14 protein-coding genes are annotated in these 14189 nt (G+C 69.3%); 7 read left to right on the top strand and 7 right to left on the bottom strand.

Annotation, left to right across the window (positions count from 1 at the left end; genetic code table 11):
• Positions 1-13 precede the first annotated feature (13 nt).
• Genes QMZ16_RS12920 through QMZ16_RS12900 form a run of 5 tightly spaced genes read left to right on the top strand, consistent with a single transcriptional unit; the run spans position 14 to position 5564 of the window.
• Complete coding sequence (locus tag QMZ16_RS12920) at positions 14-1003, top strand: BMP family ABC transporter substrate-binding protein (protein WP_282603588.1); 990 nt, start codon at positions 14-16, stop codon at positions 1001-1003.
• Positions 1003-2652 (top strand): ABC transporter ATP-binding protein, encoded by a 1650-nt coding sequence (locus tag QMZ16_RS12915; protein WP_282603587.1) that lies wholly within the window; start codon positions 1003-1005, stop codon positions 2650-2652. Before QMZ16_RS12920 ends, QMZ16_RS12915 begins: the two co-directional genes overlap by 1 nt.
• Complete coding sequence (locus QMZ16_RS12910) at positions 2652-3752, top strand: ABC transporter permease (RefSeq protein ID WP_282603586.1); 1101 nt, start codon at positions 2652-2654, stop codon at positions 3750-3752. Before QMZ16_RS12915 ends, QMZ16_RS12910 begins: the two co-directional genes overlap by 1 nt.
• A complete protein-coding gene (locus QMZ16_RS12905; RefSeq protein WP_282603585.1) occupies positions 3749-4777 on the top strand; it encodes an ABC transporter permease in 1029 nt (342 codons plus the stop codon). The genes QMZ16_RS12910 and QMZ16_RS12905 overlap by 4 nt, the downstream gene beginning before the upstream one ends.
• Positions 4761-5564 (top strand): purine-nucleoside phosphorylase, encoded by an 804-nt coding sequence (locus tag QMZ16_RS12900; protein ID WP_282603584.1) that lies wholly within the window; start codon positions 4761-4763, stop codon positions 5562-5564. The genes QMZ16_RS12905 and QMZ16_RS12900 overlap by 17 nt, the downstream gene beginning before the upstream one ends.
• Here the strand turns inward: QMZ16_RS12900 and mnmH are convergent, their stop codons facing one another.
• Together mnmH and QMZ16_RS12890 are read right to left on the bottom strand one after the other, a co-directional pair.
• Positions 5565-6614 carry a tRNA 2-selenouridine(34) synthase MnmH gene (gene mnmH, locus QMZ16_RS12895; protein ID WP_282603583.1) on the bottom strand — a complete coding sequence of 350 codons (1050 nt, stop codon included), beginning with the start codon at positions 6612-6614 and terminating at the stop codon, positions 5565-5567.
• A gap of 2 nt (positions 6615-6616) precedes the next feature.
• A complete protein-coding gene (locus QMZ16_RS12890) occupies positions 6617-7168 on the bottom strand; it encodes a L,D-transpeptidase (RefSeq protein ID WP_022705737.1) in 552 nt (183 codons plus the stop codon).
• A 377-nt stretch (positions 7169-7545) separates the two neighbouring features.
• Between QMZ16_RS12890 and QMZ16_RS12885 the strand changes: the two genes are divergently transcribed.
• Together QMZ16_RS12885 and QMZ16_RS12880 are read left to right on the top strand one after the other, a co-directional pair.
• Entirely contained in the window at positions 7546-9921 is a 2376-nt protein-coding gene (locus QMZ16_RS12885) for a heavy metal translocating P-type ATPase (RefSeq protein ID WP_282603582.1), read from the top strand.
• Positions 9918-10571 (top strand): arylesterase, encoded by a 654-nt coding sequence (locus QMZ16_RS12880; protein WP_282603581.1) that lies wholly within the window; start codon positions 9918-9920, stop codon positions 10569-10571. The genes QMZ16_RS12885 and QMZ16_RS12880 overlap by 4 nt, the downstream gene beginning before the upstream one ends.
• Here the strand turns inward: QMZ16_RS12880 and QMZ16_RS12875 are convergent, their stop codons facing one another.
• From QMZ16_RS12875 to meaB, 5 genes are all read right to left on the bottom strand, one after another.
• Positions 10572-11039, bottom strand: a complete 468-nt coding sequence (locus QMZ16_RS12875; RefSeq protein ID WP_282603580.1) for a copper chaperone PCu(A)C — start codon at positions 11037-11039, stop codon at positions 10572-10574. It lies immediately after the preceding gene.
• Entirely contained in the window at positions 10978-11409 is a 432-nt protein-coding gene (locus QMZ16_RS12870) for a hypothetical protein (protein WP_282603579.1), read from the bottom strand. Before QMZ16_RS12870 ends, QMZ16_RS12875 begins: the two co-directional genes overlap by 62 nt.
• A 130-nt stretch (positions 11410-11539) precedes the next feature.
• Positions 11540-11842 carry a 50S ribosomal protein L28 gene (gene rpmB / locus QMZ16_RS12865; RefSeq protein ID WP_022705742.1) on the bottom strand — a complete coding sequence of 101 codons (303 nt, stop codon included), beginning with the start codon at positions 11840-11842 and terminating at the stop codon, positions 11540-11542.
• 104 nt (positions 11843-11946) lie between these two features.
• The gene (locus tag QMZ16_RS12860; protein ID WP_282603578.1) at positions 11947-13026 is read right to left on the bottom strand and encodes a trifunctional transcriptional activator/DNA repair protein Ada/methylated-DNA--[protein]-cysteine S-methyltransferase; all 1080 of its coding nucleotides are present in this window, start codon (positions 13024-13026) and stop codon (positions 11947-11949) included.
• Positions 13027-13099: 73 nt separating this feature from the next.
• Positions 13100-14137, bottom strand: coding sequence for a methylmalonyl Co-A mutase-associated GTPase MeaB (meaB, locus tag QMZ16_RS12855; protein ID WP_282603577.1), 1038 nt, complete (start codon positions 14135-14137; stop codon positions 13100-13102).
• Positions 14138-14189: the final 52 nt, after the last annotated feature.

The raw sequence follows: 14189 nt of genomic DNA, 5'->3' as shown, positions 1-14189 counted from the left end.
ATGAGGTTCCTCGATGTCTTTCATGAAAACGCTTCTGGCGGGTTCTGCGCTGACTGTTCTGTCTTCGGCTGCCGCGCTGGCCGATCCGGCGCTGATCTTCGATCTGGGCGGCAAGTTCGACAAGTCCTTCAACGAGGCGGCCTATGTCGGCGCGCAGCGTTGGGTCGAGGAGACCGGCGGCTCCTATCGCGAGCTGGAGATGCAGTCCGAGGCGCAGCGTGAGCAGGCCCTGCGCCGCCTGGCCGAGACGGGGTCCAACCCGATCGTGATGACCGGCTTTGCCTTCGGCGACGTGCTGACCAAGGTCTCGCCCGATTATCCCGACACGAAATTCGTCATCATCGACATGGTGGTCGACGCCCCGAACGTTCAGTCCGTCGTCTTCACCGAGGAACAGGGCAGCTATCTTGCCGGCGTGATGGCCGCGATGTCCTCCGACAGCGGCAAGGCCGGCTTTATCGGCGGCATGGACATCCCGCTGATCCACAAGTTCCACTGCGGCTTCGCGCAGGGCTTCAAGGCCACCCAGCCCGAGGGCGAGGTTTTCCTGAACTTCACCGGCACCACCCCGGCGGCCTGGAACGACCCCGTCAAGGGCGGCGAACTGGCGCGCGCGCAGATCTCTCAGGGGGCCGACGTGATCTATGCGGCGGCGGGCGGCACCGGCATCGGCGTCCTTCAGGCGGCCGCAGACGAGGGCGTGCTGTCGGTCGGCGTGGACAGCAACCAGAACGCGCTGCATCCGGGCCAGGTGCTGACCTCGATGGTCAAGCGCGTGGACAACGCGGTCTTCGACGCCTTCACGGCGGGCGCGGATGTCGAGGCAGGCATCAAGGTCATGGACCTGGCCGCGGGCGGCGTCGATGTCGCGATCGACGACTCCAATGCCGAGCTGGTCGATGCCGAGATGCAGGCCGCCATCGACGAGGCCAAGGCGGGCATCGCCTCGGGCGAGATCAAGGTCCACGACTATATGACCGACAACAGCTGCCCGGCTTCGTAATGACTGCCGCAGGCGAAATGACGGGGGGGCGGTCGGACGCGGCCGCCCCCGCTGCAATCGAGCTGCGCGGCATCTCGAAGGCATTCGGCCCGGTTCAGGCGAACCGGAACATCAATCTGCGCGTGCCGAAGGGCACCATCCACGGCATCATCGGGGAAAACGGCGCGGGGAAATCGACCCTGATGTCGATCCTCTACGGTTTCTATCGCCCCGACGCGGGCGAGATCCTGGTGAACGGCCAGCCCATCGCCATCACCGACAGCCAGACCGCGATCCGCGCGGGCATCGGCATGGTGTTCCAGCATTTCAAGCTGGTCCAGAACTTCACCGTGGTCGAAAACGTGATCCTCGGGGCCGAGGACGGCGCGCTGCTGCGCCCGTCCCTGTCCAAGGCGCGCGGCGTGCTGAAGCGGCTGGCGCAGGAATACCAGCTGAACGTCGATCCCGACGAACGCATCGAGGAACTGTCGGTCGGCCACCAGCAGCGGGTCGAGATCCTGAAGGCGCTGTACCGCCAGGCCGACATCCTGATCCTGGACGAGCCCACGGGCGTGCTGACCCCCGCCGAGGCCGATCACCTGTTCCGCATCCTCGAAGGGCTGCGCGACGAGGGCAAGACGATCATCCTGATCACGCACAAGCTGCGCGAGATCATGGACATCACCGACAATGTCAGCGTCATGCGCCGCGGCGAGATGGTCGCATCGGTCAAGACCGCCGAGACCGACCCCGAGGAGCTGGCCGAGCTGATGGTCGGCCGCAAGGTCCTGCTGAACGTCGAGAAGGTGCCCGCCACCCCCACCAAGCCGGTCCTGCAGGTCGAGGGCCTGCGCATGATCGACGATGACGGGGTCGAGCGCCTGCGCGGCATCGACCTGCAGATCCGCGCCGGAGAGATCTTGGGCCTTGCGGGCGTGTCCGGCAACGGCCAGACCCAGCTTCTGGAGATCCTCGGCGGCTATCCCCCGAAGGGATCGAAGGTCGAGGGGACCGTGACCATGAACGGCGCCCCCCTGCCCCTGTCGGGCCGCGGCTGCGATGCCGCGTCGCGCCGTCGCGCAGGCATGGGCCACATCCCCGAGGACCGCCAGGTCGAGGGGCTGATCATGGACTTCGCCGCCTGGGAGAACGTCGCCTTCGGCTGGCAGGACGCCCCCGAATTCAACCGCGGCTGGCTGATGGACAATGCCGCCATCCGCAGCGACGCGGCCGACAAGATGGAACGCTTCGACGTGCGTCCCCGCAACCCGAACCTTGCCGCGCGCAACTTCTCGGGGGGGAACCAGCAGAAGATCGTCGTCGCCCGAGAGATCGAGCGCAATCCCGACCTGCTGCTGATCGGCCAGCCGACACGCGGCGTGGATATCGGCGCGATCGAGTTCATCCACAAGCGCATCGTCGAGTTGCGCGACGCGGGCAAGGCGATCCTGCTGGTCAGCGTGGAACTGGACGAGATCCTGTCCCTGTCCGACCGCGTGGCCGTCATGTTCGACGGGCGCATCATGGGCGAACGCGATCCCGCATCGACCACCACGGGCGAACTGGGCCTGCTGATGGCGGGCGTCACCGACACGAAGAACACCCCCGACGACCAGGGCATCCCGCCCGAACACGCCCATGTCGACGGACTGCCGCAGGAGCCCCGCTGATGGACAAGATGCCGAAATGGGCCGATGTCATCCTGACCCCGCTGATCTCGCTGGTGCTGGCGATGGCGATCTCGGCGCTGGTGATCCTCGCCATCGGCGAGAGCCCGTGGGAGGCGATGAAGACCATGGTGCAGGGTGCGCTCGGTTCCAGCTATGGCTGGGGGTTCACGCTGTATTACGCCACGAACTTCATCTTCACCGGGCTGGCCGTCATGGTCGCCTATCACGCCAGCCTGTTCAATATCGGCGGTGAGGGCCAAGCCGCGATGGGGGGCCTGGGCGTCGCGCTGGCGCTGCTCTACATCCCCCTGCCGCATTGGGCGCTGGCGCTGCCGGTCGCGATGGTCGGGGCCGCGATCCTGGGGGCCGCATGGGCCTTCATCCCCGCGATCCTTCAGGCGAAACGCGGCAGCCACATCGTCATCACGACGATCATGTTCAACTTCATCGCCGCCGCGGCGCTGAACTATGTGCTGGTGCGGCTGCTGCGCCCCGTGGGCAGCATGGACCCCGCATCGGCCCGCTTCCCCGAGGCGACGAACCTGCCGTCGCTGTCCGACGCCTTCGCATCCATCGGGATCGAGTGGGGCCGCAACACCCCCGCCAACGTCACCTTCTTCATCGCGCTGCTGGCCTGTCTTCTGGTCTGGCTGCTGATCTGGCGCACGCGCATGGGCTACGAGATCCGGGCCCTGGGCAAATCCGAACCGGGCGCCGTCTATGCCGGCATCAACCCCGTGCGGATCACCGTGATCGCGATGCTGATCTCGGGCGGGCTGGCCGGGATGATGGCCATCAACAACGTCATGGGCGAGGCCGAGCGCCTTGTCCTGAACGCGGTCGAGGGCGCGGGCTTCATCGGCATCGCCGTGGCGCTGATGGGGCGCAACCACCCCTTCGGCGTGCTGCTGGCCGCCCTTCTCTTCGGGTTCCTCTACCAGGGCGGGGGCGAGCTTGCGCTCTGGACCTCGATCCCGCGGGAACTGATCATCGTCATCCAGGCCCTGGTGATCCTGTTCACCGGCGCGCTGGACAACATGGTGCGGATGCCGCTGGAACGACTGTTCCTGCGCCTGCGCCGGAAGGAGGTCGCGGAATGAGGATCAAGGATTCCCTCACCGCCATCATCGTCGTCGCGATCTGCCTGGTCTGGGCCTTCGTGGATGCACGCGCGGCCCAGCAGGGCATCGACAGCGCGCTGCGCCTGATGACGCCGCTGCTGCTGGCCTGCCTTGCGGGTCTCTATTCCGAACGCGCTGGCGTCTTCGACATCGGGCTGGAAGGCAAGATGCTGATGGCGGCCTTCACCGCCGCATCCGCCGCCTATCTGACCGGCAGCGCCTGGCTGGGGCTGCTGGCCGGGATCGCGGGCGCGCTGGCGCTGTCGCTGGTCCACGGGCTGGCCTCGATCACCTTCCGGGGCAACCAGCTGATCGCGGGCGTCGCGATCAATTTCCTGGCCTCGGGGCTGACGGTGCTGATCGGGCAGAACGCCTTCGGGCTGGGCGGGCGGACGCCGTCGCTCAGCGGGGCGGGCCGGTTCAACCCGATCGACCTGCCCTTCGCGGAAACCCTGTCGGGCGTGCCGCTGATCGGGCCGGTCTATTCGGGGCTGATCTCGGGGCAGACGATCCTGGTCTATGTCGCCTTCGCGATGGTGCCGCTGACCTGGTGGGTGCTGTTCCGCACCCGCTTCGGCCTGCGCCTGCGGGCGGTCGGAGAAAACCCCGCCTCGGTCGATACGGCGGGCGTGTCGGTCACGCGGCTGCGCTATGCCGCCGTGGCGATCTGCGGCGTGCTGACGGGGATCGCGGGCGCATACCTTGCCACGGGCCTGTCGGCGGGCTTCGTCAAGGAGATGACGGCCGGTCGCGGCTTCATCGCGCTGGCCGCGCTGATCTTCGCCAAGTGGAAGCCGTGGCAGGCGCTGTTCGCGACCTTCCTCTTCGGCCTGCTCGAGGCGATCGCGAACCTCTATCCGAACCTGGACCTGGGGATCATCGTGGTGCCGTCCATGTTCATGAACGCGCTGCCCTACATCCTGACGGTGATCATCCTTGCGGGCTTCGTGGGCCGCGCGATCCCGCCCCGCGCCGGAGGAGAGCCCTATGTCAAGGAGCGCTGAGCTTGCAGCCCTCATCCGCGACCGCGCGGGTGAGGAGGCCCCCGAATACGCCCTGATCCTGGGATCGGGGCTGGGCCACCTGTCCGAGAAGGTCGAGGGCACCGCCATCCCCTATGACGACCTGCCGGGCTTTCCCCATGCGGGCGTGTCGGGCCATGTGCCGCAGCTGGTCATCGGCCAGCTGGAGGGGCGGCGCGTCGCGGTCTTCGGCGGGCGGTCGCATTACTACGAATCCGGGCGGGCGGACGCGATGCGCCTGCCGCTCGAGGTGCTGGCGGCGCTTGGCTGCAAGCGGCTGATCCTGACGAACGCGGCGGGGTCGCTGCGCCCCGACATCCCGCCCGGCGGGCTGATGCTGCTGAACGACCACATCGCCTTCGCGGGCGCCAACCCCCTGATCGGCGAGGCCACGGATGCCCGCTTCGTCCCCATGACCGACGCCCATGACGCGGCGATGCGCGAAGGCCTGCTGGCCGCCGCGAAGGCCGAAGGGGTCGCGCTGCCGCAGGGCGTCTATTGCTGGTTCTCGGGGCCCAGCTTCGAGACCCCCGCCGAGATCCGTGCAGCACGGGTGCTGGGCGCTGACGCGGTCGGCATGTCCACCGTCCCCGAGATCATCCTGGCGCGGTTCCTGGGGCTGCGCGCGGCCGCGATCTCGGTCGTGACGAACATGGGGGCGGGGCTGTCGGACGAATCCATCAGCCACGACCACACCAAGGCGATGGCCCCCATCGGGGCCGCCAAGCTGGAGAAGCTGCTGCGCCGCTTCCTGCGCGCGGGCGAGTGATCAGGGAAGGCGGGCCAGGGCGTCCTGAACGCGGTCCGCCACCCTTTCAAGGTCGTCCAAACCCTCGACCGCCAGCACGCCGCGTTCGCGTTCGGCATAGCGCAGGCGGTGCTTGAGGTATCGCGGATCATAGTGATCGCGCAGAAGCCCCTGCGACAGTTCCTTCCATTCCCGCCGTGCCAGCTGGCCGCGCCATGCCTCGATCCGCTCGGCGGGGTGCTGGGGGGCAAGGCGCGTCAGGATCGCCTGCACGCGGTCGGGATCGGCCACCATGTCGTCGTAGCGCAGCGCGGTATAGGCCGCGCGGGCCTCGACCGGGATCTCCAGCCTCAGGCGGGGCGCGGCGCAGATGGCCTGCCACATGGCCTTGGGAATGGTGATGTTGCCGATGCGGCTGCTCTCGGCCTCGACGATGACGGGGCGCGCGGGGTCCAGCGCCTCGATCTGGGCGGCAAGGCGTCCCTCGAAAAGCTTCTGGCCGGGCTGGCCTTCGGCCACCGCGCCGAACAGGCTGCCGCGATGCCGCGCCAGACCTTCGAGGTCGATGACCTGGTGCCCGCGCGCGGCAAGGATGTGCAGGATCTCGGTCTTGGCGCTGCCGGTATTGCCGTCCAGCACGACGACGGGCGCAGGTATCGGGCCGTTCTGCAGAAGGTCCACGACCAGCCCGCGCCACGCCTTGTATCCGCCCTCGATGCGGTTCACCCGCCAGCCGATCTGCTTCAGGATCACCTCGAAGCTGCCGGACCGCTGACCGCCGCGCCAGCAATAGACCAGCGGCTTCCACCCCCCGTCGCGATCCGCAAGCGGCCCCGCGATGTGGCGCGCGGCATTGGCCGCGACCATCGCCGCCCCCATCCGCCGCGCATCGAAGGGCGAGACCTGCTTGTAGATCGTGCCGACCTGCGCGCGCTCGTCATCGCTCAGCACCGGCAGGTTGAACGCGCCGGGCAGGTGATCCTCGGCGAATTCGGCCGGGGCGCGCACGTCGATCACGTCGTCGAAGCCCGCAAGCGCGGGCCCCGAGATTCCCTCAAGACGAAGTGCCAAGATCAGAAGACGTAGACGGGCGTGCCGACCGGCACCTGTTCGAACAGCGCGATCACGGCCTCGTTGCGCATGCGCAGGCAGCCGTTCGACACCGCCTGCCCGATCGATCCGGGGTTGGTCGTGCCGTGGATGCGGATCGCCGTGTCGTTGCCGTTCTTGTCGTACAGGTACAGCGCGCGCGCCCCAAGAGGGTTCTGCGGACCGCCCGGCATGCCATCGGCATATTTCTCGTAGGCGTCGGGATTGCGCTTGATCATGTCCTGCGTCGGACGCCAGCTGGGCCATTCGACCTTGCGACCGATGGTGGCCTTGCCCTTCCAGACCAGCTCGGCCGTGCCGACGGCCACGCCGTAACGGACCGCGCGACCCGGTGCCACGACGTGATAGAGGAAGAAGTCCTTGCTGACGACGACGATGCTGCCGACCTCGAAATCGTCGCGGATGGCGACCTCGGTCGGGACATAGGGGTCGGCGGCGGGGGCGTCCTGCGCGGATGCCAGGGCGGGCATGGCGATCAGCGGCAGGGCCGAAAGGATCATCTGACGGCGGTTCATGGTCCGTATCCTTCTGTCTGTCTTGGCCCCTGCAATAGCGCGAAACCGGCTTTGCCCGCAACTGAGACGGGCGCAAGGGCACGCGGGGCTTGACCATAACGCAACAGGTCCACATCTGTTGCACATGGAAACGGCCCCGACCTGCACGGCACGCAAGGCCACCGCCCGCCCCCGTCACAGCTGCCGCGGACGGGGCGACCGGTCCTGCCGCTGCCATGTCGCGGATCGCAGACAGGCGTCCCGCCCCCCGCGCAGGCCCCTGCCGCATGCGGTGATCCGTCCCGCGACCGATCCCCCCGCCCGCGCCCCATCGCCGCCCCAGGCCCCCCCTGCCCCATCAGCCGCAGCCCGTTCCTGCAAACCTGATGAGGCAAGACATGACATCGCATACTGAAATCGACCTGCCCGTTCCGGGCATCAGCTGCGCCGGTTGCGCATCCCGCGTGGGACGCGCGCTGGACGCCGTGCCGGGCATCGGCGCGCAATCCGTGAACCCCGTGACGCGCATCGCCCGCATCGACATGGGCAGCGCATCGCTGGCCCGGATCCGCGACGCCCTGTCCGAGGCGGGCTATCCCGCGGCGCTGCAGGAAACCCGGCTTGCGATCCAGGGCATGAGCTGCGCGTCCTGCGCGGGCCGCATCGCCCGCGCGCTGGAGGCCCGTCCCGAGATCGCCGAGGCGCAGGTGAACCTTGCAACCCACGAGGCCCGCATCACCCATGCGCCCAGCCTCGACCCCGCCGCGCTGGCGGGGATCGTGGGCGATCTGGGCTATCAGGCGCGCCCCCGCGCCGATGCCGCCGCGCCCCCCGAGGACGAGGCCGCGCCCCTTGCGCGCGACGCGGCCATCGCAGCGCTTCTGACCCTGCCGATCTTCGTGACGGAAATGGGCGGCCACCTGTTCCCGGCCTTTCACCACTGGCTGCATGCGCTGGTCCCGACGCGCGGGCTGTGGGCGATCCAGATGATCCTTGCGCTGGCGGTGCTTGCCGGTCCGGGGCGTCGCTTCTTCCGCGCAGGCATCCCGGCGCTGCTGCGCGGCACCCCCGAGATGAACAGCCTCGTGGCGCTTGGCGCAGGGGCGGCCTTCGCCTTCTCGGTCGTGGTCGTGCTGGTCCCGCAGATCGTCCCCGAGCCGTCACGCAACGTCTGGTTCGAGGCCGCCGCCGTCATCGTCACGCTGATCCTGACCGGCCGCTGGCTCGAGGCCCGCGCACGCGGTCGCGCCGGACAGGCGATCAGGCAGCTGATCGACCTGTCGCCCGACCACGTGACACTGCTGCGCGACGGCCAGCCGCGGCAGGTGCCGGTCGCGACGCTGGTTCCGGGCGACCTGCTGCGCCTTGCCCCCGGCGAACGCGTGGCCCTGGACGGAGAGCTGTTCGAGGGGCATGGCGATCTGGACGAATCCATGCTGACGGGCGAGCCGCTGCCCGTCGCCAAGGCCCCCGGAGACCGGCTGGTGGGCGGCACGCTGAACGGGCGAAGCGCCCTGACCTATCGCGTGACGGCGACCGGCAAGGATACGATTCTGGCCCGCATCGTGCAGATGGTCGAGGATGCGCAGTCGGCGCGTCTGCCCGTGCAGGCGCTTGTCGATCGGGTGACGCGGGTCTTCGTGCCAGCCGTGATCGGCCTGTCGCTGGCGACCTTCGCGCTGTGGCTGGCCTTCGGGCCGGGGCTTGCCCATGCGGTCGTCGCCGCCGTCGCGGTGCTGATTATCGCCTGCCCCTGCGCGATGGGGCTGGCGGTTCCCGTGGCGATCATGGTCGGCAGCGGGCGCGGCGCGCAGCTGGGCATCCTGTTCCGGCGCGGCGATGCGCTGCAACGTCTGGCCGATACGCGCATCGTGGCCTTCGACAAGACCGGCACCCTGACCGAGGGACGCCCCCGCCTGACGAGCATCCGCACCGATGGCATCGACGAGGCACAGGCGCTCCGCCTTGCCGCCGCGGTCGAGGCGCGGTCCGAACACCCGCTGGCAGCGGCGATCCTTGCCGCGCATGACGGAGATCTGCCCGATGCCCATGGCGTCACGGCCATGCCCGGACGCGGCATCGCCGCCACGGTCGAGGGGCACCGCATCACCTTAGGCAATCGCGAGGCGCTGCTGGACGCGGGCATCACCCCCGGCCTGACATCGCAGGACGAGGGAACCGAGGTCCTGTTGGCGATCGACGGTCGCCACGCAGCGACGCTGACCCTTGCCGACCGCGAACGCGAAGGCGCGGCCCGCGCGGTGGACGACCTGCACCGCATGGGCATCCGCACCGCGATCCTGTCGGGCGACCGCCCCGCCACCGCGCAGGCCGTGGCCCGACGCCTGGGGATCGACCGGGTCGAGGGCGGCCTGCTGCCCGAGGACAAGCTGCGCCTGATCCACGACCTTGGCGCGGGCGGCGTCTTCGTCGGCGACGGCATCAACGACGCCCCCGCGCTTGCGGCGGCCCCCACGGGCATCGCCATCGGCACGGGCACCGACATCGCGATCGAGGCCGCCGACGCGGTCCTCGTGTCCGGCGACCCGCAGGGCGTGGCGCGCGCCATCCGCCTGTCGCGGGCGGCGATGCGCAACATCCGGCAGAACCTGTTCTGGGCCTTCGCCTATAACGTCGCGTTAATCCCGGTCGCGATGGGGGTGCTGGTGCCTTTCGGGGGGCCGCAACTCTCGCCTATGCTGGGGGCTGGCGCGATGGCACTGTCATCGGTCTTCGTCATCACCAACGCCCTTCGCCTGAGGTCCGCCGCATGAAGCTGAACCGCCGCCACCTGCTGTCCATCGCCGCCGCCTCGGTGCTTGCGCCCGCCCTGCCCGCCACGGCGCAGGGCGCGCCGCGCGTGTTGTGCTTCGGGGACAGCTTGACGGCGGGCTATGGGCTGGGTGCGGATCAGGGGCTGGTGCCGCAGCTGTCGGACTGGCTGACGCGCGCCGACCGGCCCGCGACGCTGCTGAACGGCGGACTGTCCGGCGACACGACCTATGGCGGGCGCATCAGGATAGAGCTGGCGATGCCCCGCCACGAGCCCGATGCCGTCATCGTCGAGCTGGGCGGGAACGACATGCTGCGCGGCTGGACCGCCGCCGATGCGGAACCCAACCTGGATGCCATCCTGACCCGCGCGGGTCGCGGCGGCAGGCCGCTGCTGCTGGTGGGGATCCAGGCCCCCAAGGGCCCGGACGACTGGCGCGCGGACTGGGCCGAGATGTGGCCCCGCATCGCCGCGCGTCACGGCGCGCTGCTGCTGCCCGATCTCTATGCGCCGCTGGCGGCGGTCGCGCCCGATCTGCGCGGGCCGCTGCTGCAGCCCGACGGCATCCATGCATCTGCCGAGGGCGTGCGCCGCATCGTGGCCGAGCTTGGCCCCGTCACGGCACAGCTGATCGGACGGCTGGCCGCCTGATCAGTGGCCGGCATGGGCGTCATGCCCATGGCCCGCGTGATCCGCCTCGCGGTCGTTGTCCACGACGGCCTCGACCTCGACCATGCCGCAATCGCCGAAATCCAGCGTCAGGGCGACCGGATCGCCATCGTTCAGCGGCTGCGCCAGCCCCATCAGCATGACGTGGTCCGCGCCGCGCGCCAGCTCGTGCGTCTCGCCCGCGGGGATCTCGATACCGCCTTCGATGGCGCCCATGCGCATGACGCCGTTATCCTCGGTATGGGTGTGCAGTTCCACCTTCTCGGCGGCGTCGGATGCGACGCCCTGCAGGGTGCAGGCGGTCTGGCGGTGGTTTTCCAGCTGCATGAAGATCGCGCCGGTCACCGGGTTCGCACTGCGCGCATAGGCGTCGTTCACGTGCATCCCGTCATGGGCAAGCGCCGCAACGGGCAGGATCGCCAGAAGGCTGGCGGAAATGAGGGTCTTCATGATGTTCGTCCTTGGTCTGTCGTTTCGCGTGTGATTGGGCGGTCGGAACGACAGGCGGGTCGCGGGCGCGAAAGGCACGGGCACCGACCGCGTGCGGCGCAGGCCGGACCGCGGGGCGCAGGACGCCTGCGGGAACCGGGGCGGGACGGGGCAGCGACACCCCCTCGGGCATCGGGGCACTTAACAATGCCAGCGCCATGTCGGGGCACAGATGCACCTGTCCGCCGCGCGGGTCGGGCACACTGATCACGCCCTCGCCCGTGCAGATGACCACCTGCCCGCCGATCCGCGCGGTCCCGCGCGCCGACCCGACACCGACCGAGGTCAGCGCGATGACGATGGCCAGAAGGATGGGCAGCGGACGCAACATGGCGCGGACCCTAGCAGCCGGTCCCGGCAAGGTCAGCAGCCAATCGGTCGCAGCCGCAAATGCAAAAACCCCGCCGGATGGCGGGGCATTGCGCAGGGCGTGTCGGCAGGGCGTCCCTGCCGTTCATGCCTCAGGCCGAAAGTGCTGCCGCACCCTCGTCCGATTTCGCGATCTCGCGCTTGATCTTCAGCGCACGATCCGAAAGCTCGGTGTCCTTGGCTTTGGCCAGGAAGGCATCGAGGCCACCGCGGTGGTCGACCGAACGCAGTGCTGCGGCCGAAATGCGCAGCGAGAAGCCGCGGCCCAGCTTTTCCGACATCAGCGTGACGTCGTTCAGGTTCGGCAGGAAACGGCGACGGGTCTTGTTGTTGGCGTGGCTGACATTGTTGCCTGTCATCGGGCCTTTGCCGGTCAGTTCGCAGACGCGCGACATGGTGTTGTTCCTTCGTCTCAGCTTTGCGGGCGTTCCCGGCAGTGGGTCCGTCCCAATGTGAAAGGGCGCCGCGAGGCAGCGCCCGGAATTCCGTTCGCGGGTGATTACAGCGGCAGAAGCCCTGCGTCAACCCGATTCGCCCCCGGATCGCGATAGGACGCCTCGAGCGAGATCAGACGCTCCTTGCGCCACAGCCCCCCGGCATAGCCGGCAAGCCTACCGTCGCTGCCTATCACGCGGTGGCAGGGAATCACCAGCGCCAATCGGTTGTTCGCATTGGCCGAGGCGACCGCGCGGACTGCGCTTGGCCGCCCGATGGCCGCGGCCAGCCCGGCATAGCTGCAGGTCGCGCCCGGTGCGATGTCGCGCAGCGCGGTCCAGACGGCGCGCTGGAACTCGGTCCCGTGCAGCGTCACCGGCAGGTCCAGCCGCCCGTTGCGCCCCGCGAAGAAATCCCCAAGCGAGGCCTCGACCCGGTCGGTCATGGGCCTGCGCCCCAGCCCGATCCGCCCGCCGACCATCCGCGACAGCCGCGCAAGCCCCTGCGGCAGCGCCTTGCGGTCCACGAATTCCAGCAGGTGCAGCGAGCTGTCGTCCACGATCGCGATCATTCCGCCAAGGGGCGTCTCGATCCATTCCGCCGCCAGGTCGCCACCGCCGCGCAGATCCTGCGGCGCATGGCCGAACAGCCGCCGGAACGCCGCGCGAAACCCCGAGGCGCTGTCGAACCCCGCATCAAGCTGTGCCTCGATCACATCGTCCCCCATCGCGATACGTCCCATGCCCTGGCGCAGGCGCGCGTCCCGCGCCATCTGCAGGAAGCTGCGCCCCATATGCTGCCGGAATTGCCGCCTGACGGTCGAGGGATCAAGCCCCCGCGCCTTCAGGTCGCCCTCGGACCAGCGGCGTTCGGGATCGGCGCGGAGGGCGGCCAGCAGATCGGCCACGACGGGCGGCAGGGCGACCTGCTCGGGGCGGCAGCGCAGGCAGGGCCGGAACCCCGCATCCCGCGCCGAGGCCGCATCCGCGAACCAGCGGCAGTTCCGGGCCAAGGGCTTGCGCGCCGGACAGGTCAGGCGGCAGAAGATCCCGGTCGAGGTCACGCCGACCAGCGCCCGCCCCTCGTAGGCGGGGTCGCGGGCCAGAAGCGCCCGATAGAGCATGTCATCCGTCAGATCGCGCATGGGTCCACCTTTCGTCATAGGGCGATCATCGCACGGATCGACCCGTGACGGGGCCGCAAATCGGGCAGCTATTTCACGCCCGCCGTCCGGCCAGCCAGTCCAGCATCTGCCGCGCGGCCTGGCCGGGGGGCAGATCGCCCGCCGCCACACCGCGCCCCAGCCGGTCCAGCCGCCCCCGCGCATCGGGCGTGTCCAGCTGTGCCAGAAGCCCCGCGCGCAGTTCGGCCATGAACCAGTGACGCGCCTGCTGCGCCCGGTTCGTGTCGAAATGCCCATGCTCGCGCCGCCATTTCGCCAATGCCTGCATCTGCTGCCACGCCTCGGGCAGGCCGTCGCCCGTCGCGGCCGAAACCGGCAGCGCCTTGGGGAACCCCTCGGGGTCCTGGGGCCGCTTGCGCAGCAGGCGCAGCGCGCCCGCGTAATCCGCGACCGTCCGGCGGGCCGTCGGCAGCAGGTCGCCATCGGCCTTGTTGACCAGCACGAGGTCCGCCATCTCCATGATGCCACGCTTGACGCCCTGCAATTCGTCGCCCCCCGCGGGCGCCAGCAGCAGGACGAACAGGTCCGTCATCTCGGCGACCAGCGTCTCGGACTGGCCGACGCCGACGGTCTCAATCAGCACGATGTCGTGGCCGGCGGCCTCGCACAGGCGCAGGGCCTCGCGGGTGCGGCGGGCGACGCCGCCCAGCTGCGCGCTGGAGGGGCTGGGCCGGATGAAGGCGCGGGGGTTGCGCGACAGCGTCTCCATCCGGGTCTTGTCGCCCAGGATTGATCCACCCGAACGGGTCGATGACGGATCGACCGCAAGGACCGCGACACGCAGGCCCGCATCGGTCAGCGCGGTGCCGAACGACTCGATGAAGGTGGATTTGCCCACGCCGGGCGTGCCGGACAGCCCGATCCGTAGGCTGTTTTCCGCCGGTGGAAGCGCCGCGATCAGCTCCTGCGCCCGTTCGCGGTGATCCGCTCGGGTCGATTCAACCAGCGTGATCGCACGCGACAGGGCACGCCGATCGCCTTGCAATACTGGCTGAAGAAGCTGATCCATGGCCCTGTCCCCGCGCTTTTGCGCCAGACTGGACCAGCCGCGACCGGCGGGCAATAGCTGCATCCCGTGCAGTTCCCTAGACAGGCAATACATCAAAAGGGTAGCATTCGGCATC

Source organism: Paracoccus sp. PARArs4 (genome assembly GCF_947311865.1).
Classification (GTDB): Bacteria; Pseudomonadota; Alphaproteobacteria; order Rhodobacterales; family Rhodobacteraceae; genus Paracoccus; species Paracoccus zeaxanthinifaciens.
Note: the sequence above shows the minus strand (reverse complement) of the source record. Positions and strands in the feature narration are given on the sequence as shown.